This is a genomic window from Qipengyuania sp. SM2512 (assembly GCF_054954005.1).
Genome location: NZ_CM143134.1, coordinates 1,434,131 through 1,455,111, shown reverse-complemented (window position 1 = coordinate 1,455,111; position 20,981 = coordinate 1,434,131). Strand labels below are relative to the sequence as shown.

24 protein-coding genes are annotated in these 20,981 nt (G+C 67.3%); 5 read left to right on the top strand and 19 right to left on the bottom strand.

Features of this window, described 5'->3' with window-relative positions; translation table 11 throughout:
- The first annotated feature begins 436 nt into the window (after positions 1 to 436).
- Positions 437 to 1,300 carry an archaetidylserine decarboxylase gene (asd, locus tag ACQ5J0_RS07385; RefSeq protein WP_462569928.1) on the top strand — a complete coding sequence of 288 codons (864 nt, stop codon included), beginning with the start codon at positions 437 to 439 and terminating at the stop codon, positions 1,298 to 1,300.
- 51 nt (positions 1,301 to 1,351) lie between these two features.
- Here asd and ACQ5J0_RS07380 read toward each other — a convergent pair whose 3' ends face one another.
- A complete protein-coding gene (locus ACQ5J0_RS07380) occupies positions 1,352 to 3,616 on the bottom strand; it encodes an NADP-dependent malic enzyme (protein ID WP_462569927.1) in 2,265 nt (754 codons plus the stop codon).
- A 114-nt stretch (positions 3,617 to 3,730) separates the two neighbouring features.
- Between ACQ5J0_RS07380 and mutS the strand changes: the two genes are divergently transcribed.
- On the top strand, positions 3,731 to 6,424 hold the full coding sequence (gene mutS, locus ACQ5J0_RS07375; RefSeq protein WP_462569926.1) for a DNA mismatch repair protein MutS: 2,694 nt from the start codon (positions 3,731 to 3,733) through the stop codon (positions 6,422 to 6,424).
- A gap of 21 nt (positions 6,425 to 6,445) precedes the next feature.
- Here the strand turns inward: mutS and ACQ5J0_RS07370 are convergent, their stop codons facing one another.
- From ACQ5J0_RS07370 to gluQRS, 5 genes are all read right to left on the bottom strand, one after another.
- Positions 6,446 to 6,808: a hypothetical protein gene (locus ACQ5J0_RS07370; RefSeq protein WP_462569924.1), complete on the bottom strand. Its 363-nt coding sequence runs from the start codon at positions 6,806 to 6,808 to the stop codon at positions 6,446 to 6,448.
- Positions 6,809 to 6,857: 49 nt separating this feature from the next.
- Positions 6,858 to 7,742: a 3-hydroxyacyl-CoA dehydrogenase NAD-binding domain-containing protein gene (locus ACQ5J0_RS07365; RefSeq protein ID WP_462569923.1), complete on the bottom strand. Its 885-nt coding sequence runs from the start codon at positions 7,740 to 7,742 to the stop codon at positions 6,858 to 6,860.
- A gap of 59 nt (positions 7,743 to 7,801) precedes the next feature.
- On the bottom strand, positions 7,802 to 8,404 hold the full coding sequence (locus ACQ5J0_RS07360) for a cob(I)yrinic acid a,c-diamide adenosyltransferase (RefSeq protein WP_462569922.1): 603 nt from the start codon (positions 8,402 to 8,404) through the stop codon (positions 7,802 to 7,804).
- Positions 8,405 to 8,503: 99 nt separating this feature from the next.
- Positions 8,504 to 8,734 (bottom strand): hypothetical protein, encoded by a 231-nt coding sequence (locus ACQ5J0_RS07355; RefSeq protein ID WP_462569921.1) that lies wholly within the window; start codon positions 8,732 to 8,734, stop codon positions 8,504 to 8,506.
- A gap of 12 nt (positions 8,735 to 8,746) precedes the next feature.
- A complete protein-coding gene (gene gluQRS / locus ACQ5J0_RS07350; RefSeq protein ID WP_462569920.1) occupies positions 8,747 to 9,577 on the bottom strand; it encodes a tRNA glutamyl-Q(34) synthetase GluQRS in 831 nt (276 codons plus the stop codon).
- Between the two features lie 112 nt (positions 9,578 to 9,689).
- On the opposite strand from gluQRS, the gene ACQ5J0_RS07345 reads away from it, so the two are divergent.
- Complete coding sequence (locus ACQ5J0_RS07345) at positions 9,690 to 10,298, top strand: HNH endonuclease (protein WP_462569919.1); 609 nt, start codon at positions 9,690 to 9,692, stop codon at positions 10,296 to 10,298.
- 132 nt (positions 10,299 to 10,430) lie between these two features.
- Here the strand turns inward: ACQ5J0_RS07345 and ACQ5J0_RS07340 are convergent, their stop codons facing one another.
- The 8 genes from ACQ5J0_RS07340 to dksA all read right to left on the bottom strand — a co-directional run bounded on the left by ACQ5J0_RS07340 (position 10,431) and on the right by dksA (position 16,556).
- Complete coding sequence (locus ACQ5J0_RS07340) at positions 10,431 to 10,736, bottom strand: GIY-YIG nuclease family protein (RefSeq protein WP_462569918.1); 306 nt, start codon at positions 10,734 to 10,736, stop codon at positions 10,431 to 10,433.
- Positions 10,737 to 10,920: 184 nt separating this feature from the next.
- Complete coding sequence (gene kynU, locus ACQ5J0_RS07335) at positions 10,921 to 12,138, bottom strand: kynureninase (RefSeq protein WP_462570075.1); 1,218 nt, start codon at positions 12,136 to 12,138, stop codon at positions 10,921 to 10,923.
- 8 nt (positions 12,139 to 12,146) lie between these two features.
- Entirely contained in the window at positions 12,147 to 12,788 is a 642-nt protein-coding gene (gene kynB / locus ACQ5J0_RS07330; RefSeq protein WP_462569917.1) for an arylformamidase, read from the bottom strand.
- Entirely contained in the window at positions 12,785 to 13,576 is a 792-nt protein-coding gene (locus tag ACQ5J0_RS07325; protein ID WP_462569916.1) for a tryptophan 2,3-dioxygenase, read from the bottom strand. The genes kynB and ACQ5J0_RS07325 overlap by 4 nt, the downstream gene beginning before the upstream one ends.
- A 36-nt stretch (positions 13,577 to 13,612) precedes the next feature.
- A complete protein-coding gene (locus tag ACQ5J0_RS07320; protein ID WP_462569914.1) occupies positions 13,613 to 14,035 on the bottom strand; it encodes a DUF4112 domain-containing protein in 423 nt (140 codons plus the stop codon).
- Between the two features lie 5 nt (positions 14,036 to 14,040).
- Positions 14,041 to 15,516: an ABC transporter substrate-binding protein gene (locus ACQ5J0_RS07315; protein WP_462569912.1), complete on the bottom strand. Its 1,476-nt coding sequence runs from the start codon at positions 15,514 to 15,516 to the stop codon at positions 14,041 to 14,043.
- A gap of 62 nt (positions 15,517 to 15,578) precedes the next feature.
- Positions 15,579 to 15,953 (bottom strand): PilZ domain-containing protein, encoded by a 375-nt coding sequence (locus ACQ5J0_RS07310; RefSeq protein ID WP_462569911.1) that lies wholly within the window; start codon positions 15,951 to 15,953, stop codon positions 15,579 to 15,581.
- 135 nt (positions 15,954 to 16,088) lie between these two features.
- Positions 16,089 to 16,556 (bottom strand): RNA polymerase-binding protein DksA, encoded by a 468-nt coding sequence (gene dksA / locus ACQ5J0_RS07305; protein WP_462569910.1) that lies wholly within the window; start codon positions 16,554 to 16,556, stop codon positions 16,089 to 16,091.
- Positions 16,557 to 16,859: 303 nt separating this feature from the next.
- On the opposite strand from dksA, the gene ACQ5J0_RS07300 reads away from it, so the two are divergent.
- On the top strand, positions 16,860 to 17,189 hold the full coding sequence (locus ACQ5J0_RS07300; protein WP_462569909.1) for an SEL1-like repeat protein: 330 nt from the start codon (positions 16,860 to 16,862) through the stop codon (positions 17,187 to 17,189).
- 15 nt (positions 17,190 to 17,204) lie between these two features.
- Here the strand turns inward: ACQ5J0_RS07300 and ACQ5J0_RS07295 are convergent, their stop codons facing one another.
- The 5 genes from ACQ5J0_RS07295 to ACQ5J0_RS07275 are packed head-to-tail and all read right to left on the bottom strand — an operon-like array spanning position 17,205 to position 20,400.
- Positions 17,205 to 18,341 carry a GNAT family N-acetyltransferase gene (locus ACQ5J0_RS07295; RefSeq protein WP_462569908.1) on the bottom strand — a complete coding sequence of 379 codons (1,137 nt, stop codon included), beginning with the start codon at positions 18,339 to 18,341 and terminating at the stop codon, positions 17,205 to 17,207.
- Positions 18,338 to 19,102 carry a glycerophosphodiester phosphodiesterase family protein gene (locus ACQ5J0_RS07290; RefSeq protein ID WP_462569907.1) on the bottom strand — a complete coding sequence of 255 codons (765 nt, stop codon included), beginning with the start codon at positions 19,100 to 19,102 and terminating at the stop codon, positions 18,338 to 18,340. The genes ACQ5J0_RS07295 and ACQ5J0_RS07290 overlap by 4 nt, the downstream gene beginning before the upstream one ends.
- A complete protein-coding gene (locus tag ACQ5J0_RS07285; RefSeq protein ID WP_462569906.1) occupies positions 19,083 to 19,541 on the bottom strand; it encodes a RidA family protein in 459 nt (152 codons plus the stop codon). Before ACQ5J0_RS07285 ends, ACQ5J0_RS07290 begins: the two co-directional genes overlap by 20 nt.
- Positions 19,538 to 20,170: an HAD family hydrolase gene (locus ACQ5J0_RS07280; protein WP_462569905.1), complete on the bottom strand. Its 633-nt coding sequence runs from the start codon at positions 20,168 to 20,170 to the stop codon at positions 19,538 to 19,540. Before ACQ5J0_RS07280 ends, ACQ5J0_RS07285 begins: the two co-directional genes overlap by 4 nt.
- Positions 20,167 to 20,400, bottom strand: a complete 234-nt coding sequence (locus ACQ5J0_RS07275) for a DUF3572 family protein (protein WP_462570074.1) — start codon at positions 20,398 to 20,400, stop codon at positions 20,167 to 20,169. Before ACQ5J0_RS07275 ends, ACQ5J0_RS07280 begins: the two co-directional genes overlap by 4 nt.
- Before the next feature lie 120 nt (positions 20,401 to 20,520).
- On the opposite strand from ACQ5J0_RS07275, the gene ACQ5J0_RS07270 reads away from it, so the two are divergent.
- Positions 20,521 to 20,889 (top strand): response regulator, encoded by a 369-nt coding sequence (locus ACQ5J0_RS07270; protein WP_462569904.1) that lies wholly within the window; start codon positions 20,521 to 20,523, stop codon positions 20,887 to 20,889.
- The last annotated feature ends 92 nt before the right edge of the window (positions 20,890 to 20,981 follow it).

The window sequence follows — 20,981 nt, the reverse complement described above, 5'->3', positions numbered from 1 at the left end:
CTGTCGCGCTCAAGTTCATCCCCCCGCCGGATCCATCGTTTCGCCCGTGCCGTTGTGGCCGCGGCGGTTATGCGCATGCTGCTGAAGTCGGTCGCATCCGTCCGGGGCCCCGGCTGCGGCAGCCACGGGTGACCGGACGGCTGCTGCAAGCGGCAGCGCAATCCGGCGAACCGTGAATGCATATCTCCCCAGCCGGACCCCCTCGGTAGGGCGGCATTGGAGGAGCGTTGTGACGCCCGAATTACGGCTTGGTGTCAGCCGTGTTAATCGGCGAATATCTCGGGCGAGCCGGTCGGTTTCGAGAGTCTCGCCCTCGCACGCCCTGCCCGAGGCCTCGCGAACTGGCGTAGGAACGCGAGGATTTCTTCCTGCGTTTGAGCTAGGAGCGGGATCGCTGGCCGTTCAGCCCATCGTACCGCGATTGCGGTTCTTACAATTGAGGTTTGCCATTCTCGATCGATTCAAAGTTCTGCCCCAGTACCTGCTCCCCAAGCAGGCGCTGACCGTCCTGGCCGGCCGCATCGCCGGCGCGCGGGCGGGCACAAGGACGACGCGGCTGATCCGCTGGTTTGCGGGCAAATACGGTGTCGACATGAGCGAGGCCGGGAATGCGGACATCGCGAGCTACCAGACCTTCAACGAGTTCTTCACCCGGTCGCTGAGGGCGGGAGCGCGCCCGATCGCCGAGGCCGATTTCGTCTCTCCGGTCGACGGCACGATCAGCCAGTTCGGCGGAATCGACGATCACCACATGGTGCAGGCCAAGGGGCACCGGTTCACCACGACCGAGCTGGTCGGCGGCGACGCCGAACTGGCGGCGCAGTTCCGCCACGGCAGCTTCGCCAATCTCTACCTGTCGCCGAGGGATTATCACCGTCTGCACATGCCCTGCGAGGGTAGGCTGACCCGAATGATCCATGTGCCCGGGGCGCTGTTCTCGGTGAACCCCGTCACCGCGCGCGGCGTGCCCAGGCTGTTCGCCCGCAACGAGCGCGTGGTCTGCGTGTTCGACTCTCCCGCGCACGGCCCTTTCGTGATGGTGCTGGTCGGCGCGACCATCGTCGGCAGCATGGCGACGGTGTGGCACGGGGTGGTGAACCCGAAACGCAGCGGCAAGCTGGCCGAATGGACCTATCCCGACCGGGATATCGTGCTGGCGCAGGGCGATGAGATGGGGCGGTTCCTGCTCGGTTCGACGATCGTCATGCTGTTCGGCTGCGGCGCGATAGAATTCAATCGCGACTGGAAACCCGAAGGACCCGTGCGTCTGGGCGAACGGATGGGCGACGCTCCGGCATAGGCCGGCCCCGTTTCAGGCGGCCGGCCCGCAGCGAATGCCGCGCGCCCGAGGCTACCCCACGACCCCCGCGCTCGCCAGCACCGCGAGCGTGAGCATATCGGGAGCGATCGCGGTCATCGGCGCGATCTGGACGGGTTTTTCCATCCCGATCATCATCGGTCCGATGGTCGCCTCGCCGCCCAGCTCGCGCAGCAGCTTGGCCGAGAGATTGGCCGACTGCAGCCCGGGCATGATCAGCACATTGGCGGGGCCAGAGAGGCGGCTGAAAGGATAGAGCTTCATCACCTTGGGGTTGAGCGCGGCATCGGGGGCCATCTCGCCCTCGTATTCGAAGCCCGGATCGCGTTCGTCGAGCAGCGCCACCGCGGCGCGGATATTGTCGAGCCACTGGCCGGAAGGGTTGCCGAAGGTCGAATAGGACAGGAAGGCGACCCGCGGCTCGTGTCCCATCCGCCGCGCGACATAGGCGGTCTCGGTGGCGATATGCGCCAGTTCCTCGGCGGTCGGCCGCTCGTTGATGGTGGTGTCGGCGAGGAAGGTGGTGTGGTTCTTGCCGATCATCATGTGGATGCCGAAGGGGGTCGCACCCGGCTTGGGATCGAGCACCCGGCCCACTTCGCGCGCGCTCTGGCTGAAGGTCCGGGTCAGCCCGGTGATCATCGCATCGCCATGCCCCAGCGCCACCAGCAGCGCGGCAAAGACGTTGCGCTCCTGATTGACCATCCGGGCGACATCGCGCTCGGTGTAGCCGCGCCGCTGCAGCCGCTTGTAGAGATAGGCGTTCATCGCCGGGACCTTGTCCGACAGCGCCGAATTCTCGATGATGTAGCTGTCGGGATCGTCGACCGCGAGCTCGACCAGCTTCTCGCGCACCTTCTCGGTGCGGCCGACCAGGATCGGTTCGCCATAGCCGAAATCGCGGAACTGGATCGCGGCGCGCAGCGCCACTTCCTCTTCCGCCTCGGCGAAGACCATCCGGCTGGGGTTGGCCTTGGCGAGGCTGTAGATATTGGTCAGCGCGGCGGTGGTCGGGTTGAGCCGCGATTTGAGCCGATGCGCGTAGTCCTCGAAATCCTCGATGTGCTTGAGCGCGACGCCCGAATCCATCGCCGCTTTCGCGACCGCGGAGGAGACCACCTCGATCAGCCGCGGGTCGAAGGGCGCGGGGATGATGTAGTCGCGCCCGAAGGTGTGGTTGACGCCGTAGGCGGCGGCGACTTCCTCGGGCACGCGCTCGCGCGCCAGCCGCGCGATCGCCTCGGCGGCGGCGATCTTCATCTCCTCGTTGATCGTGGTCGCCTGGACGTCGAGCGCGCCGCGGAAGATGAAGGGGAAGCCCAGGACGTTGTTGACCTGGTTGGGATAGTCGCTGCGCCCGGTGGCGATGATCGCATCGGGGCGCACGGCCTTGGCCTCTTCGGGCATGATCTCGGGGACCGGGTTGGCCATCGCGAAGATGATCGGCTGGTCGGCCATATGCGCGACCCATTCGGGCTTGAGCGCCCCGGCGGCGGAAAGGCCGAGGAAGATATGCGCGCCGACCAGCGCCTCTTCCATGCTGCGCGCGTCGGTGTCGACCGCATGCGCGCTCTTCCACTGGTCCATGCTTTCCTCGCGGCCGCGATAGATCGGGCCGTCGCGGTCGCAGACGATGACGTTTTCGTGCGGCATCCCCATCGCCTTGACCAGCGCGGTGCAGGCGAGCGCCGCGGCGCCCGCGCCCGCGACCACCATCTTGCAGTCCTTGAGCGCGCGCCCGGTCAGCTCGCAGGCGTTGATCAGCCCCGCGACCGCGATGATCGCGGTGCCGTGCTGGTCGTCATGCATCACCGGGATGTTCATCCGGTCGCGCAGCGCGGCCTCGATGATGAAGCATTCGGGCGCCTTGATGTCTTCCAGATTGATCCCGCCGAAGGTCGGCTCCATCAGCGCGACCGCGTTGATGAAGGCTTCGGGATCCTCGGTGTCGAGCTCGATGTCGATCGCATCGACATCGGCGAAGCGCTTGAACAGGACCGCCTTGCCTTCCATCACCGGCTTGGCGGCGAGCGCGCCGAGATTGCCCATGCCCAGGATGGCGGTGCCATTGGTGATCACCGCGACGAGGTTGGAGCGCGCGGTGTAGCGCGCGGCGTTGGCGGGATCGTCGGCGATCGCCTGGACCGGATGCGCGACGCCGGGCGAATAGGCGAGGCTGAGGTCGCGCTGGGTGGCCATCGGCTTGGAGGCGACGATCTCGATCTTACCCGGGCGGATCGTCTCGTGGTAGAACAGGGCCTCGCGCTCGGTGAAACCGGTCTGCTTCTCTTCGGCCATCTGGCATCTCCATTCGCTTTCGGCCCCGCCCTAACCCCCGATCCCGCGAAGCGATAGGGGAAAGGCCGGGCCCCGGCGCTTCCCGAATCGCCCCGCGCTTGGCACTCGGGCAGCATGGCCGGCGGCGACACCCCGATGATGCAGCAATACCACGCACTCAAGCAGCAGGCGGGGGATGCGCTGCTGTTCTATCGGATGGGCGATTTCTTCGAACTGTTCTTCGACGACGCCAGGGTCGCTGCGGGCATCCTCGACATCGCGCTGACCAGCCGCGGCGCCCATGACGGCGAACCGGTGCCGATGTGCGGGGTGCCGGTGCACGCCGCGGAAGGCTATCTCGCGCGGCTGATCCGCGGCGGTTGCCGGGTGGCGATCGCCGAGCAGGTCGAGACGCCCGAGGAGGCGAAGAAACGCGGCGGCTCCAAGGCGCTGGTGGCGCGCGACATCGTGCGCTTCGTCACAGCGGGCACGCTGACCGAGGATGCGCTGCTCGACCCGCGCAGCGCCAATCTGCTGGTCGCGATCGCTCCCTTGCGCGATGCGGTGGGGATCGCCGCCTGCGATATCTCGACCGGGCGGATGGAGCTGGAACAATGCGCGCCCGAGGCGCTCGAGGCGGCGCTGGCGCGGCTGGGCGCGAGCGAGCTGGTGGTGCCCGAGGATTGGGGCGCAAGCTCGACGAGTCCCCGCTTAGGCGGGGACCTCAGGCCACAAGCGGATCGCCAGCGGCCCGAGACCCCCGCCTACGCGGGGGATCAGAGCGCCACCCTGCGACCGCGCGGCGAATTCCGCAGCGAGGATGGCGAGGCGCGGCTCAAGCAATTGCACGGGCTCGCCACGCTGGACGGTTTGGGCGATTTCACGCGGGCCATGCTGGCCGCGGCGGCCGGGCTGCTGGCCTATCTCGACCATGCCGGGCGCGGCGAGATGCCCTTCCTGCTGCCGCCGCGCGCGCGCGGGGCCGCGGCGCATCTGGCGATGGATGCCGCCACAAGGTCCAGCCTCGAGATTCTCGCCGCGCAATCGGGCGGGCGCGAGGGCAGCCTGCTGGCGACGGTCGATCGCTGCGTCACCGGCGCGGGCGCGCGGCTGCTGGCCGAGGATCTGGCCGCACCGCTCGCCGAACGGACCGCGATCGTCGCGCGGCTGGCGGCGGTGCAGCATTTCCAGGCCGACCCGCTGCTGCGCGCCGATCTGCGCGCCCTGCTGCGCGGGGCGCCCGATATCGGCCGTGCGCTGGGGCGGGTGGTCGCGGGCCGCGGCAGCCCACGCGATCTCGGCCAAGTACGCGACGGACTGTCCGAGGCGCGGCGGATTCGCGATCTGCTGCAGGCCGGCACCGATCTGCCCGAGCTGCTCGCGCGGACGACCGCGGCGCTGGGCGGGCATGCCGAGTTGGTCGATCATCTGGGTCTGGCGCTGGTGCCCTCGCCCCCGACCGAGCGCTCGCAGGGCGGATTCATCGCCGCGGGCTACGACCACGCGCTCGACGCCTTGCGCGAGACAAGCGGCAACGCCCGCCGCGCGATCGCCGCGCTCGAGGCGAGATATCGCGACGAGACCGGCACCCCCTCGCTCAAGATCAGACACAACAAGGTGCTGGGCTATTTCATCGAAGTGCCCGCCAAACACGCCGACCGGCTGATGGCGGCGGACAGCGGCTTCAGCCATCGCCAGACCATGGCCGGCGCGGTGCGGTTCAATTCGCTGGGGCTGCACGAGGAGGCGACAAGGATCGCCGAGGCGGGCGGGCACGCGCTCGCGGCCGAGGAGACGCATTTCGAGGCCTTGGTCGAAGAAGTGGTGGCCCGCCGCGAGGCGATCGCCGCGACCGCCGAGGCATTGGCGCGGATCGACGTCACCGCAGGGCTCGCCGAACGCGCGGTCGAGGGCGGCTGGTGCCGGCCCGAACTGGTCGACGAGCCCTGTCTGGAGATCGAGGCGGGGCGCCATCCGGTGGTCGATCAGGCGTTGTCGCGCGGCAATGAGCGCTTCGTCGCCAACGACTGCGTGCTTTCGCCCCAGGACCGGCTGTGGCTGATCGGCGGGCCCAATATGGGCGGCAAATCGACCTTCCTGCGCCAGAACGCGCTGATCCTGCTGCTGGCGCAGGCGGGCAGCTTCGTCCCCGCGACCAGCGCCCGCGTGGGCATCGCCGACCGCTTGTTCAGCCGGGTCGGCGCTTCGGACAATCTGGCGCGCGGGCGCTCGACATTCATGGTCGAGATGGTCGAGACCGCGGCGATCCTCGCGCAGGCGACCGAGCGGAGTTTCGTCATCCTCGACGAGGTCGGGCGCGGGACCTCGACCTATGACGGGATGGCGCTGGCCTGGGCGGTGGTCGAGGCGGTGCACGAGACCCTGCGCTGCCGCTGCCTGTTCGCGACGCATTATCACGAGCTCTCGCGGCTGGCCGAGACCTGCGATTCATTGAGCCTTCACCATGTCCGCGCGCGCGAATGGAAGGGCGATCTGGTGCTGCTCCACGAGCTGGCGCAGGGCGCGGCGGATCGCAGCTACGGGCTCGCGGTGGCGCGGCTAGCGGGGGTTCCGCCGCCCGTGCTCAAGCGCGCGAAGGCGGTGCTCGACAAGCTCGAGAAAGGACGCAGCGAAACCGGCGGGCTGGCGGCCGGCCTGGGCGAGCTACCGCTGTTCGCGGCCAGCATGGCGGCGGCGAAAGAGCCTCGAAGCGATGGCTTGCGCGACCGCTTCGAGGCTCTCGATTTAGACCGGCTCAGCCCGCGCGAGGCGCTCGACCTGCTTTACGAACTCAAGCGGGAAGCGGCCGAACCCGGCGATCCCGCCTGACCGCCCGCGAGACCACCGAGATCAGGTGCCGTCGCCGCGCAGCCCGTCGGGCTTGTGCTCCTTGCCGAATTTGTCGACATTGTCGTCGTGATTGGGCTCGCCCTTGAAGGCATCCATATCCACCCTTCCCGAACTTTCCATGTCGCGCATGTGATCGACCAGGTCCTGGGTCGAATCGTTCATCAGCCCGGAGGAATTGCCGCTCTTGACGCTCTCGGTGGGTGAACCGGTATTCGGCGTCAGCTGCTGCGCCTCGGTGGCGACTTCCTGCGCCTGGTTGCGGTGATCGTCCTGCTCGTCATTGTGCATTTCGGGGGCCTGGTCGGCCATCCGCTCTTCCTTGCTCTCGCCGACGTCGGGCTTGGTGTTCTTGTTGTCGCTCATTGGAACCTCCTTCGGAGCCAGAACGAGCAGCGCAGGCCGAGGGTTCCACCTAGCGCGTCGGAACCGGTTCCTCGCCGGTGTAATCGTAGAAGCCGCGCCCGGTCTTGCGACCCAGCCAGCCGGCCTCGACATATTTCACCAGCAGCGGCGCGGGCCGGTATTTGGAATCGCGGGTGGTCTTGTAGAGCACCATCAAGATGTCGAGACAGGTGTCGAGCCCGACGAAATCGGCGAGCTGCAGCGGCCCCATCGGGTGGTTGAGCCCCAGACGGCAGCCCTTGTCAATATCCGCGATCCCTGCGGTCGCCTGCCCGAGCACGAACACCGCCTCGTTGATCATCGGCAGCAGGATGCGGTTGACCACGAAGCCGGGCTGGTCCTGGCTGAGCACCACTTCCTTGCCCAGCCCCTCGGCGAAGGCCACGGTGCGCTGCGTGGTTTCCTCGCTGGTGGCGAGCCCGGGGATGACCTCGATCAGCTTCATCACCGGCACCGGGTTGAAGAAATGCAGCCCGATGAAGCGCGCCGGATCGGGCGAGAAATTCGCCATGCGGGTGATCGGGATCGAGCTGGTGTTGGACGCCAGGATCGCCTCGGCGCCCAGCAGCTTGCCGACTTTCTCGAAGATCGCCTGCTTGATTTCCTCGCGCTCGGTGGCGGCCTCGATGATGAGATCGGCCTGCGCCATGGGCGCGTAGTCGCCGATCGGGGTGATCCGCGCGAGCGTGGCCTCGGCCTCGGCGATCTCCAGCTTGCCCTTGCCGACAAGCTTGCCCAGCGCGGCGTCGATGCCCTTGTGCGAGGCCTGCGCGGTGGCGAGATCGACATCGGCGAGCAGGACGTCGACGCCATGCATCGCCACGGTCTGGGCGATGCCCGAACCCATCTGGCCCGCGCCGATCACGGCCACTGTCTCGGTCATCGGCTTGGTCATCGATAATCCCTTCGCACTTGCAGCAAAGTGCGGCTGTTATCCGCCAGAGCCGTGCTTGGCTAGCGGTTCGCGCCCGGGACCCATTTCACATCGTCCGCGCCATCGGCGTTGGCGACCCGCGCGAGGACGAAGAGATAGTCGGACAGCCGGTTGATATAGGCGAGCGCCTGCGGGTTGACGGCTTCCACCGCAGCGAGCGCGACCATCGCGCGCTCCGCCCGCCGCACCGCAGCGCGCGCGATATGGGTGCGCGCCGCCGCCTCGCTGCCGCCCGGCAGGATGAAGCTGGTCAGTGGCTCGAGCCGGGCATTGGCTTCGTCGATCCGCGCCTCGAGCCAGTCGACCTGCGCCGCGACGATCCGCAGCACCATCTGCGAGGGCGCGAAATCGTCGCCCTCTGCCGCCGGGGTTGCGATATCGGCGCCCAGATCGAACAGGTCGTTCTGAATTCGGAACAGCGCTTCGCTCAGTTTCCCGGCATCGACGCTGCGATGAGCGGCAGCGCGGGGAAGCTCGGCCGCAAGCCCGATGGCGCTGTTGGCCTCGTCGACCGCGCCGATCGCTTCCATCCGCGGCGCGTGCTTTTCCAGCCGCGAGCCGTCGACCAGCCCGGTGGTGCCGTCATCGCCGGTGCGCGTGTAGATCTTGTTGAGCTTGACCATCGTCCATCCCTGTCGTCGACCGTATCGGCGAATGCCGGGGACGTCCCTCGATCATGTGGGCCGTGAAAGCAACCGGGGCGGCGCGCCCCGGCAGCGGCGCTATTGCGCCATCATCAGCATCACCGCGACGACCACGACCGCGAGCGCCTGGTACTTGATCCGGGCGAACATCATCTTGTTCTGCATCGCCTGCATGTCGGTCGAGGTTTCGCCCCGCCCGGTCTCCAGATCGATCTTGGTGGTCTTCATGAAGGCCACGATCCCGCGCACCAGCGAGACGACCACGAAGAGACACAGGATGACGAGCAGGATGATGAGGAATGTGTTCATAGCCCAAGCAATCTAGGCGCTGCCGAGCGAAATGCCAGCCGGTAATCGGTGCAAGCGCAGTTGCGCGGCAAGCAAGAGGCCATCCTCGCCCCTTGTCCGCCGGTCCGCCAGCGAGGGCGAATTGCGCCGCTTGGCGAGCTTCCTGCCCTCCGCATCGAGCAACAGCGGATGGTGGTGCCAGCGCGGCACGGGCAGGCCGAGCAGCGCCTGCAGCAACCGGTGGACATGGCTGGCACTGAACAGGTCCTGCCCGCGGGTGACCAGCGTGACGCCGTCGGCGGCATCATCGAGCGTGGCGGCGAGGTGATAGCTCGCGGGCTCGTCCTTGCGCACCATCACGACGTCGCCAAGCAGTTCGGGCCGCGCCGCCTGCTCGCCCGCGAGCGCGTCGGTCCAGCTCAGCGGGCCGGTGACGGCGAGCGCTTTTGCGACATCGAGCCGCCAGGCAACGGGGCGCCCTTCGACGGGACCCTCGCGCCGGCAGCGCCCGCTATAGACCGGGCCCTCGGGGCCGATGCTCGCGGCATCCTCGGTGATTTCTGCTCTCGTGCAGCTGCAGGGATAGAGCAGGCCTTCCCCGCGCAATGCCTCCGCCGCGCGCGCATAGTCGGCCAGCCGGGTCGATTGCGCCGGCACCTCGTCCCATTCCAGCCCCAACCAGGCCAGATCGAGCCGGAAGTCTTCGGCCAGTTCGCTCCGCGAGCGCGCGCCGTCGATATCCTCGATCCGCAGCAGGAAGCGCCCGCCCGCCGCGCGCGCGAGATCATGCGCGACGATCGCCGAATAGGCGTGGCCGAGATGCAGCGGACCGTTGGGGCTGGGAGCGAAGCGGGTGACGGTCAAAGTGGCGCCTCGGTCACTGGGTGGCGGGACAAGTTTGTGGATAGGCTGTCTGTAACAGGCTTGACGCTTTTTCTTGCAAGTGCATTCTCGCTGCATCGGAGGAACGCTCGACGTGCTGAGAGCCGAACTGATCGAACGGGCCGCAAGGTTCCGCACCAGCGACGAGGACCCTTCTCGGGATCTCCAGTCCTGCCCCTCGCTTGTGCTCAATGCGGACTACACCCCGCTGTCCTATTACCCGCTCAGCCTGTGGCCGTGGCAAACCGCGATCAAGGCGATCTTCCTCGACCGGGTGGACGTGATCGAAAGCTACGATCGCCACGTCCACTCGCCCTCGCTCGACATGAAGATCCCCAGCGTGATCGCGCTCAAGCAATATGTGAAACCGAGCGAATTTCCCGCCTTCACCCGCTTCAACCTGTTCCTGCGCGACCGGTTTTCCTGCCAGTTCTGCGGCAGCCAGAGCCATCTGACCTTCGACCACGTCCTGCCGCGGCGGCTGGGCGGACGGACGACCTGGGAAAACATCGCCACCGCCTGCGCCCCCTGCAACATGAAGAAGGGCGGGCGCACGCCCCAGCAGGCGGGGATGCAGCTCTACGCCGAACCGATCCGCCCGACGCACTGGCAATTGCAGCAGCACGGCAAGCAGTTTCCGCCCAACTATCTGCACGAGACGTGGCGCGACTGGCTTTATTGGGACATCGAGCTGGAGGCCTAGACCGCTTGCGGTGCGAGGGTGGCGAGGCCGGGCCATGGATTGCCTCGCTTCGCTTGCGATGACGGGTTAGTCGGGTGGTGACCACAAACCTTCGTCATGGCGAGGAGCGCAGCGACGACGCCATCCATGGTGCTATCGCTGCAGTTCGAAGAACAGGTCGCGCCATTCCGGGTTCGCCGCCTCGATCAGCGCGATTTTCTTACCTCGCGATCCACCCTTGAGCTGCTTCTCGCGGGCTATCGCGTAGTCCATCGTCGCGTGGAGTTCGAACCATACCAGCCGCTTGCACCCGTAGCGCTGGGTGAAACCCTCCACCTCGCCTTCGCGATGCTGCCAGGCTCGCCGGGGCAGATCCGAAGTCACCCCGCAGTAGAGCGTCCCGTTGCGGTGATTGGCCATGAGGTAGACCGCGGGCTGGAAATAGCGGTGTTGGGCCATGGATTGCTTCGCTTTCGCTCGCAATGACGAGGGTGGGTTGGGCAGTCCCTATCCCTCCCCTCCCTTACCACCCTTTCGTCATGGCGAGGAGCGTTAGCGACGACGCCATCCATGGTGGGGCGCCCGCTAATGGCTCGCTTCCCGTCGTGGATTGCTTCGCTTCGCTCGCAATGACGAATTACGGCTAGGTGACCGCCGACCGCTGCGAATACTCGGGCCGCTGCCACTCCCCGCTCGCGAAAACTTCCCCCAGATGCCGCGCCGCCTCCGCCATATCCTCGAACCGCAGATAGGCGGGCGCGAAGCCGAGCCTCAGGATGTCGGGGTCGCGGAAATCGCCGATCACGCCGCGGGCGATCAGCGCCTGGCTCAGCGCATAGGCCTCGGGGTGGCGGAAGGAGAGCTGGCTGCCGCGCTGCGCGGGATCGGTGGGACTGACGAGGTCGAGATCGAGCCCGTGGGCGGCAAGACAGGTACGGAAGAATTCCGATAGTGCCTGCGATTTGGCGTAGAGCCGGTCCACCCCGATCTCGGCGATCAGCTCCACCCCGACCTCGAGCGCCGCCAGTCCGAGGATCGGCGGGGTGCCGCACAGCAGCTTCTCGATCCCCGGGGCGGCTTCGTAATCGTCGCTGAAGGCGAAGGGCGCCCGGTGGCCGAACCAGCCGGTCAGCGGTTGCCGGGCCTCCTCCAGATGCCGCTCGGCGACATAGGCATAGGCGGGCGCGCCGGGTCCGCCGTTGAAATATTTGTAGCCGCAGCCGACCGCGAAATCGGCCCGGCAGGCGTCGAGACCAACCGGCAGCGCACCGCCCGAATGCGACAGATCCCACAGCACCAGCGCGCCCGCCTCGTGCGCGGCGCGCGTCAGGTCGACCATGTCGAACAATTCGCCGGTCTTGTAATGCGCATGGGTGAGCATCAGCAGCGCAACGCCGTCGTCGAGCGCATCGACCAGCTTGCCGCGCTCCGCCAGCCGGCGCTCGGCCAGCCCCTGCTTTTCCAGCCCGGCGATCATGTAGAGATCGGTGGGGAAATTGCCCGGTTCGCTGAGGACCACCTTACGCCCGGGTTGCATAGCAAGCGCGGCGGAGATCAGCTTGAAGAGGTTTACGCTGGTGCTGTCGCAGGCGATCACCTCGTGCGGCTGCGCGCCCACCAGCGGGGCGATCTTGCCCCCGACGCGCTGGGGCATGGTGATCCAGTCGGCGCTGTTCCAGCTGCGGATCAGGTCCTGGCCCCATTCCTGCGCCACCACTTCGGCCAGCCGTGCCGGGGTCGCCTTGGGCAGGCAACCCAGCGAATTGCCATCGAGATAGATCACCCCCTCGGGCAGGACGAAGCGCTCGCGATAGGTCGCAAGGGGATCGGCGGCGTCGAGTTCGCGCGCGCGCTGCTGCATGTCGGCGCTCATGCCAGCTCGCGCAGAATAGCGCGGCACAGCCCGGCATCGCCGCCCGCCACCTTGAGAGGCAGCGAGATCAGCTCGTAGCGGCCTTCGGGCACCTCATCGAGCACCAGCCCTTCGAGGATCCGCATGTCGTGCTCGAGCACCGCCTTGTGCGCCGCCATGGTCTTGCTCTCCTGCGGATCGACCGAGGGCGCGTCGGTGCCGATCAGCTTGACCCCCTGCAGCGCCAGCCATTCCACCGTCTCGGGCGCGATCGGCAGCCAGTCGCTGCGCCATTCACCGTGCGGGAAGGCGTCCCAGGTGCGGAACAGCACGCGGTCGGCGCTGTCGATCGAGGGCAGGTCGGCGACATCCACCGCGCCGCGCACCCCGCGCGCATCGACCACCAGGCAGGTGCCGATATAGGGATCGAGTTCCATCCCCGCGGCGTCGAGCCCGCCTGCCGCGTAATGCAGCGGCGCATCGGCATGGGTGCCCGAATGCGTACTCATGCTCATCCGGCCGACGTTGACCGGCGAGCCCTCCTCCATCTTCCAGCTCCGCTCGAACCCGAACTCGGTGTCGCCCGGCCAGACCGGCAGCCCCGGGCGCAGCACCTGGCTGATATCCCAGAGGCGGCGCGCGGATTTCCAGCTGGTCAAAGCGCGGTCCTCACGCTCAGGAGTTCGGGGAAGAAGGCCTGTTTGAGCACCCCCGCGAGATAGGGCACGCCCGGTGTGCCGCCGGTGCCCCTCTTGAAGCCGATGATCCGCTCGACCGTCTTGAGATGCCCGAAGCGCCAGCGCTGGAAGTGGTATTCCAGATCGACCAGCTTCTCGGCCAGTTCGTAGAGATCCCAGCAGTCCTGCGGGTTGCGGTAGATTTCCGCCCAGACCGCCTCGAGCGCGGGCGAATGCTCCCAGGTGAGCCCGTGGTTGCGCTCGAGCACATCGGCGGGCAGGTCGAAGCCGCGGCGCGCGAGCAGATGCACCACCGCGGCGTAGATGCTGGGCCGCTCCAGCTCGGCGCGCAGTTCCGCCGCCACGGGCGGCACCGCCTCGTGCATGGTGATCATGTCGGGATTGCGCCCCCCGAGCAGGAATTCCATCATCCGGTACTGCGCCGACTGGAACCCGGAGGATCCCCCCAGATGCGGGCGCAGGGTGGAATAATCGTGCGGGGTCATGGTCGAGAGCACGTCCCAGCTCTGGATCAGCTGCCCCTGCGCGCGCGCGACCCGGGCGAGCATCTTGAAGGCGGGGCGCAGATCGTCGGCGGCGATGCAGTCGCGCGCGGCCTGCAGCTCGTGGAGGCACAGCTTGAGCCACAGCTCGCTCGCCTGATGGACGATGATGAACAGCATCTCGTCATGCGCATCGGAGGCAGGATGCTGCGCCGCGAGGATGCGGTCGAGATCGAGATAGGAGGCATAGGTTACGTCTGCGGTCATGCCGGCTGCCCTAGCGCGAACCGCACGGTTGCGAAACTACCCGTCGATCACCCGCGCCGCGGGATGGTGCTTGTCGAGATGCTTGCGGATGATCCGCAGATTGCGCGTGTTGGAGCGGAACACCAGATCGAAGGCGTCGCCGACCAGCGGCACCGCGCCGATCGCGGTGTCGACCGCGACATTGCCCGCCATGCGCCACAGTTTCCACTTGGGCATGCCGAGGTTCTTGCCCTCCCAGACGATATAGGCGCCCATAGCCGCGGTGATCAGATCGCCCACTACCGGCACCAGCCCGACGATCGCATCGAGCCCGACCGGATAGTTCACCCCCGGGATCCGGAAGCTGCGCTCGAGCACCTGTTCGAGCGCTTCGACCCGGCGGCGGATCGCGACCGGATCGTTGCCGGTCGGCAGGTCGAGCCCCATCGGGATCGGGCGCTTGGGGTCTTGCGGTTGCATCGGCTCTACATGGGCGCGCGCGAAAGCGGGAACAAGGGGTGGAAGTTCCAGGGGTTCTCGGAGAAGCCGACCACTTCCGCGCGCGCCAGCGACCAGCGGATCGGTGCGCCGATGGGGATGTAGCCATTGAAGGCGGCAAAGGCGGTTTCCGCTTCGGCGAGATAGCTCACCTGTTCGGCGGGATCGCGCGATTCGGCGGCGAGTTCGACGAGGAAATCGACATCGGGGGAACACAGCGCGCGCGACACTGCGCAGTTGAACTGGTTCAGGAACCAGCGCGCCCCGGCGTAGCGCGCCACCCGGTCGCGCAAGGCCAGATCGCTGCGATCTTCCATCCCGACGCGCTCCAGCGCAACTCCGATCTCGCCATATTGCCCCGCCAGTTCATCGAACAGGATGTCCGACCCCGGCCCTTCGGGCAGCGCGAGCCGCAGCGAGACCTCGGCATCGTTCTGCGCCTCCCAGGCCGCCACTCGCCGCGCCGCCTCGGCGCGGCGTTCCTCGATCGACAGCGCGATCCAGCGTTCGGGAACCGAGCCATCGTCATTGGGCAGGCCGGGCGCGACCACCCGGGTGGTCGGAATCCAGCCGCCGATGTTGAACGGCTCGATCAGCGCTGGGCGGTCGAGCGCCATCGAGAGCGCCTCGCGATTGGTGGGGGCGCTCAGAAATCCGGTGGCGCGGCGGATATCGAGACCGAACAGCCCCCGAGCGGCATCGAAACGGATGGTCCCGCGCGCCAGAGCACCGATATCCGCCAGCGGCAGATCGACCAGCCGGCCGTTGAGCACCAGATCGTAGCGGCCCGAGGAAAAGCCGTCGGTCGCCTCGCGGGCATCGACCGCATAGACCCGCACCGGGTTCACTGCCTCCTCCCAATCGGGTTGCTGGGGCAGGCCGCGTTCCTCGGGCCGCAGCGGGGTGAGATCGGCGGCTGCGCCATCGCGGGCGAAGCGCATCGGGCCGACCTCCGCTTCGCCGAGCACCAGCCCCATTTCGGGCTGGGCGAGCAATTGCAGCAGATCGGGCATCGGGCTGTTGAGGCGGATTTCGACCACGCGCCCGGTCATCGCCCGCACGTCGCGAATCTTGGCGAGGTCGAGCCCCATGGTGGTGCCCTCGAGCGCGGCAAGCGTACGGTTGAGCGAGGCGCGCACCGCTTGGGCGGTCAGGCGGTCGCCATCGGGGAAGTCGAATTCGCGGATCCGGAAGATGTAGCTTTCGCCATCGTCGGTCACGATCCAGCGTTCGGCTATGGCGGGCACGACCTGTCCCTGCTCGTCGAGCGCAACCAGCCCCTGCCGCGTCGCAGCACGCAGGTGCTGGCCTTCGAAGGGCAGGCGCAGTCCGTCGGCAAAGAGGCCCTGTTGGGTGCCGATGATCGCCACATCGGTCACGCCGTCGCCCTCGCTCGCGCTGCAGGCGGCCAGCGCCATCAGGAGCGGCGCGATCAGAAAGGACGATGCAAAAAGGGGGCGCATGATTGGCGCCGAGGCCTAGCAGGTGGCCGACCGTGCGTCAGCAGCAAGCTGCAGGCGCGCGCCTAAATCCGGCGGATGCTGCGATCCGTGCCGTCATATCTCGGAGCGTCGAGCACCGGGCGGGCAAAAGAAGGCACTTCCGATCCCTTGGTGCCGACCGGGGCGCGGGCGAGCTTGGGATCGATTTCCTTGTCGAAAGCCACGCCGATGCGCGAACCCTGGACCCAGGCGACATTGCCCTTCACCTTGCCGACATTGCGCAGTTCGGCGGTGAGGCGAGTACCGCGTTCGACCTCGAATTCACCCTCGACCATCATTCCGCCGGCCGAAAGATTGCGAACCTTGCCGCGCACGGATTCGCCTCTCCCGTCGAAGCTGATCTGCGCCATCAGGAACAGGCTGTCGCGATCCAGATTTCGCGTATCGACAGCGGACATGGTGGTGAATTCCTCTTGTGCGCTCGCGCCGGATGTGATGCCCGCGCTATTTGTGCGACCGGCTTCTGGCTAGCAACAAAGGCTGAACAAAGAGTAAGCAGTAGCGCGATTGTCCGCCCCTTTGCGGGCCTTGCTTCAGTCGTCGCGGGAAATCTTCTCGCGGCGCTCGTGCGCCTCCTGCGCCTCGACCGTCATGGTCGCCACCGGGCGCGCGATCAGCCGCTTCAGGCCGATGGGATCGCCGGTCACTTCGCAATAGCCATATTCGCCTTCGTCGATCCGGCGCAGCGCGGCGTCGATCTTGGCGGTGACCTTGCGCTGCCGGTCGCGGGTGCGCAGTTCGATCCCCCAGTCGGTCTCGCTCGACGCGCGGTCGGCGACATCGGGCTCGCGGATCGGACCGTCCTGGAGCGATTGCAGCGTGTGCTCGGCGGAATTGCGGATCGATCGCTTCCACTCGAGCAGCAGCATCCGGAAATAGTCGAGCTGGCGCTGAGACATATACGGCTCGTCCTCGCCGGGCAGATAGTCGTTGCCGACCGTCTGCCTGATCCGGACCAGCTCTTCCTTGTCTGCTTTTTCTGCGGACGCCGTCCCGACCATCGACCTCTATCCCGTTGTTTCAACCCTCTATTCGTACCGGACCACCGCCGACCCACTCGCCCCGGATCTTTCCGGCGGCGCCCACGAGTATCCGTTGGGCGCGGCCTATAGGCTCGGCTCAGGGGCGGCACAAGCGGCAATGCCGGGACCGCCCGCGCCGGCACCCCAGCTGTTGCGGTTTCCCCTCGCTTGCCACGCGCGCCGGCCCGCTTTTCGAGCGCCGCGTTAACCTTTTCTTGACCATAAGTTGGGAGGCATGGAGCGTCGGCTGAAGAGGGTGCCGGCCCGAACGGGGGAAATTCGATGCAATTCAAGGCAATCGAGGGCGGATGCGCCGAAGTGGTTCAGGGAGGAGAGGCGGATGCGCTGATCGCGGAATGTCTCGCAGCCTTCACCGGCGGCAGCGTGGATGCGCTCTACGATCTGGGGGTCGCGTTCTCGACCGGCAGCCACGGGGTGGTCTGCGACATGGTCGAGGCGCACAAATGGTTCAACATCGCCGCCTCGCGCGGTCACGACGAAGCCGCCTGGTGCCGCGCCGATATTGCGGACGAGATGACCGCGCGCGAAATCGCCGAAGCCCAGCGCCGGGCGCGCGAATGGCTGGGAATGGAAGGCCGCTGCGCCGCCTAGTTCGACCGCGCGGCCCTAGCCTTTGCGAAAGGGCGTCCGCTCGCCGAGAAACATCTTGTCCTGCGCCACGCCTTCGCGCTCGCGGGCGAGGAAATCCTCCACCGCCGCGCGAAATCCGGGTTCGGCGATCCAGTGCGCCGAGACGGTGGTGACGGGTTCATAGCCCCGCGCCAGCTTGTGCCCGCCCTGCGCGCCAGCCTCGACGCGGGTCAGGCCAAGTTCGATCGCCGCGTCGATCGCCTGATAATAGCACAGCTCGAAATGGAGGAAGCGGATGTCCTTCGTGCAGCCCCAATAGCGGCCGTAGAGCGCGTCGCGCCCGATGAAATTGAGCGCACCCGCCACCGGCTCATCGTCCTCGAAGGCGAGCACCAGCAACAGCGCATCGCCCATCCGCTGCTGGAACAGGTCGAAGGCCTCGCGGGTGAGATAGGGCGTCCCCCATTTGCGCGCGCCGGTGTCCTGATAGAAAATCCAGAACGCGTCCCAGTGCTCGGGCCGGATCTCGGCACCGCGCAGGCGCCGGATGGTCACCGCGCCCTGCGCCGCGGCGCGCTCCTTGCGCAGATCCTTGCGCTTGCGCGAGGACAGGTCGGCGAGAAAATCGTCGAAACCCGCGTAATCGCGATTGTGCCAGTGAAACTGGACGTCGTGGCGCAGCATCCAGCCCGCCTGCTCGAACAGCTTGTGCTGGCCCGCCTCGATGAAGGTCGCATGGGCGGAGGAAAACCCGTTCTGCGCGCAGAGCTGCTCTGCAGCCGCGAGCAGCGGCCCGGCCAGCGCCTCGTCCGTCATCAGCAGCCGCGGGCCGGTGGCGGGGGTGAAGGGCGCGGCAATCTGCAGCTTGGGGTAATAGCGCCCGCCCGCGCGCTGATAGGCGTCGCCCCAGCTGTGATCGAAGACATATTCGCCCTGGCTGTGGCTCTTGAGATAGGCGGGCATGGCGGCGCGCAGGGTTCCCTGCGCATCCTCGATGACGATCGGTGCCGCCTGCCAGCCGGTGCCCGCGCCGACGCTGCCCGAATCCTCCAGCGCGGTCAGGAAGGCGTGCGAAACGAAGGGATTGCCCGAGGGGTCGAGCGCGTCCCAATCGGCCCGGGCGAAAGCGCCCACCGAGCCACCGACTTTTGCAACCAGCGAGGCGTCGCTCATGCGAAGCCCTCGCCCTCGGCGATGGGGGCATCGGCGTGGAGCGCGGCGTGGCGCGCCTTTTCGGGCGTGTCGACGGTCCAGCTCGGCAGCGGGAAACCGCGCGCGCGCAGGCTGACCGACAGCGGATTGGGCAGCGCGCGGATGTCGTAGGCGACGAATTCGGGCTGCGCGTGCCAGAGCGCGAGGTGGCGCTGCCAGCGGTGCGGCGTCGGACCGTCGGCGGTCTCCTTGATGACCAGCCCGCGCACCGGCTCTGGCGCATGCTTCGCAAACCATTTCGGCACACGCGGGTCAAAACTCATAACCGCAACCGCACCCTGGTAGCCTTCCAGCGCCCGCGCAACCGCACGGCACGAGCGCTTGACGTCGTAGCCGGCGCGCGACTTGAGTTCGATCAGGATGGGCACCTGGCCCGCGACCAGTTCAAGCAGGTCTCCCAGCCGGGCGATGCGGTGCTCGGTATCGAGAAACGCGATCTGTCCCAGTTCCTGCGCGCTGTGCGCCGCCAGCGGCCCATCCACCCCGGTCAGCCGCTCGAGCTCCCAATCGTGGAGCAGCATCGCCTCGCCGTCGCGGCTGCGCTGGATATCGCATTCGACGCCATAGCCGGCCGCGATCGCGCCCGCGAAGGCGGCGAGCGAGTTCTCGGGCACGCCATCCGAATGGAGCCCGCGATGCGCGAAGGTCCAGTCGCGCAGCCAGCCGACCCGCGCGGGGTCGGGCGGCGTGGTCAGCAGGCGATCAAGCGTCGCGAACGGCAAGGATGGCGTCCACTTCGACCGCGGCGTCGAGCGGCAGCACGGGCACGCCGACCGCGCTGCGCGCGTGGCGGCCGCTCTCGCCGAACACCTCGAACATCAGGTCCGAGGCGCCGTTGACCACCTTGGGCTGGTCGGTGAATTCGGGCGTCGAGGCGACGAAGCCGCCCAGCTTGACGACCTGCGTGACTCGCTCGAGCAGGCCTGCGGCCTCGAGCTGCGCGAGGATCATCAGCCCGCAGGCGCGCGCCGCCTGCTGGCCGCGCTCGAGGCTTACATCCGCCCCCAGCTTCCCGGTCACCAGCGCGCCGTTGATGAAGGGCAATTGCCCCGAGACGAAGCACCAGCCGCCCTGCACCACCAGCGGCTGGTAGCTGGCGACGGGGGCGGCGGCTTTGGGGAGGTCGATGCCGAGGGTTTCGAGGCGGGCGGATATGCTCATGAGGGTTTTCCTTCGATACGGTCGAGCAGCCAGGGCAGCGCGGTGGCCCAGTCGTCGATGCGGGCGTCGGCGTGGCCGGCCTGGTGCGCGCAGTCGATATGCGGCGCCAGCGCCGGCTCGCCGCACAGATGCAGCGTGGTGATATCGGCGGCGAGCGTTTCGCGCGCCGACTGGTGGTGCTGCGGCAGGTCGTCGATGAAGATCGCCCGGCTGGGCTCGTATTCGGCGAGGATGCGCTGCAGCGCGGGACCCTTGGGGCCCTGGTTGGTGTAGACCTTGGCGTTCACGCCATGCTTGGCGAGCTGTTCGACGCGATGCAGCTGGTGTTCGTCGGTGAGATTGGTGAGGATCACCACATCGGCTTTCTCGGCGAGCGTGTTGATCCCGTCGATCGCGCCGATGATGGGCAATTGCCGATCCATCTGGGTGTCGAAGAACTGGCCGAGATAGCGCCAGATGTCCTTTTGCTCGAGCGGCTCACCGCTGTCGCGCCAGCGCATCGCGGTGCCGAAATCGGCGCCATCCATCCGGAAATCGACCTGCGTCTCCTCACCCAGCCAGTCGCGGAAATGCGCGACCATGTGCAGCAGCACCTCGTCGCAATCGGAAATTACCAGCGGGCGGTTCATGCGGAAAGGCTCCGTTGCGCGGCAATGATCCGCTGGGGGGGAACGCCAAGCGCCTCGGCGGCGGCAAGCAGGTCGGGTTCGTGCGCGGCGAGGAAGTCGAGCACCGCCGAAAGCACCGCGGGGTCGGTCAGCCCGTCGCGCAGCTGGTCCGGCGTGAGACCCGAGAGCGTCAGCAGCCGTTCGGCGCGGCGCTCGTCCTCGAGTATCCACACCAGCGCGGCCAGGGCCAGCGCTTCGGCTTTACCCGTGCCCGAGCCTGTGCCTGTCTCGCCGGCCTGTCTGCGCTCAAGAATTGTCAGCCTCCCGTGAAAGCCCTAACGCCCGCCGGATAGCGAGCAGGAGCGTGGTCCGTGGCAAAGAGAATCATGGTTGTCGAGGACAACGACCTCAACCGTAAGCTGTTTTGTGACGTGTTGAAGGCCAATGGCTATGAAGTGGTGCCGGTGGCCGACGGGCAGAACGTGGTGGAGACCGCGAGGAAGTACGATCCGCAGCTGGTGATCATGGATATCCAGCTGCCCAATATCTCCGGCATCGACCTGATCGCACAGCTCAAGCAGGATCCTGCCTTCGCGCAGACACCGATGCTGGCGGTCACCGCCTATGCCGGCAAGGGCGACGAGGAGCGGATCCGCGATGCCGGCGCGAGCGACTATCTCGCCAAGCCTGTCTCGATCGGCCCTTTCATGGCGGCGGTGAAGGCGCTGCTGGGCGATTGAGCACTTCAGCCGCGCTTCATCCGCTTGCCGCCATCGCTCGCCGCAGAGGAGGCGGACGCTTGACAAGCGGGCGGTCGAGCCGCTTTGACCCG

Coding starts and splice junctions, on each gene's coding strand:
- ACQ5J0_RS07380 (WP_462569927.1), bottom strand. CDS start 3,616: ATGGCCGAAGAGAAGCAGACCGGTTTCACCGAGCGCGAGGCCCTGTTC.
- ACQ5J0_RS07360 (WP_462569922.1), bottom strand. CDS start 8,404: ATGGTCAAGCTCAACAAGATCTACACGCGCACCGGCGATGACGGCACC.
- dksA (WP_462569910.1), bottom strand. CDS start 16,556: ATGGTCGGGACGGCGTCCGCAGAAAAAGCAGACAAGGAAGAGCTGGTC.
- ACQ5J0_RS07300 (WP_462569909.1), top strand. CDS start 16,860: ATGCAATTCAAGGCAATCGAGGGCGGATGCGCCGAAGTGGTTCAGGGA.
- ACQ5J0_RS07280 (WP_462569905.1), bottom strand. CDS start 20,170: ATGAACCGCCCGCTGGTAATTTCCGATTGCGACGAGGTGCTGCTGCAC.
- ACQ5J0_RS07340 (WP_462569918.1), bottom strand. CDS start 10,736: ATGGCCCAACACCGCTATTTCCAGCCCGCGGTCTACCTCATGGCCAAT.
- ACQ5J0_RS07295 (WP_462569908.1), bottom strand. CDS start 18,341: ATGAGCGACGCCTCGCTGGTTGCAAAAGTCGGTGGCTCGGTGGGCGCT.
- ACQ5J0_RS07355 (WP_462569921.1), bottom strand. CDS start 8,734: ATGAACACATTCCTCATCATCCTGCTCGTCATCCTGTGTCTCTTCGTG.
- ACQ5J0_RS07325 (WP_462569916.1), bottom strand. CDS start 13,576: ATGACCGCAGACGTAACCTATGCCTCCTATCTCGATCTCGACCGCATC.
- ACQ5J0_RS07315 (WP_462569912.1), bottom strand. CDS start 15,516: ATGCGCCCCCTTTTTGCATCGTCCTTTCTGATCGCGCCGCTCCTGATG.
- ACQ5J0_RS07310 (WP_462569911.1), bottom strand. CDS start 15,953: ATGTCCGCTGTCGATACGCGAAATCTGGATCGCGACAGCCTGTTCCTG.
- ACQ5J0_RS07320 (WP_462569914.1), bottom strand. CDS start 14,035: ATGCAACCGCAAGACCCCAAGCGCCCGATCCCGATGGGGCTCGACCTG.
- ACQ5J0_RS07365 (WP_462569923.1), bottom strand. CDS start 7,742: ATGACCAAGCCGATGACCGAGACAGTGGCCGTGATCGGCGCGGGCCAG.
- ACQ5J0_RS07285 (WP_462569906.1), bottom strand. CDS start 19,541: ATGAGCATATCCGCCCGCCTCGAAACCCTCGGCATCGACCTCCCCAAA.
- mutS (WP_462569926.1), top strand. CDS start 3,731: ATGGCCGGCGGCGACACCCCGATGATGCAGCAATACCACGCACTCAAG.
- ACQ5J0_RS07370 (WP_462569924.1), bottom strand. CDS start 6,808: ATGAGCGACAACAAGAACACCAAGCCCGACGTCGGCGAGAGCAAGGAA.
- kynU (WP_462570075.1), bottom strand. CDS start 12,138: ATGCAGCAGCGCGCGCGCGAACTCGACGCCGCCGATCCCCTTGCGACC.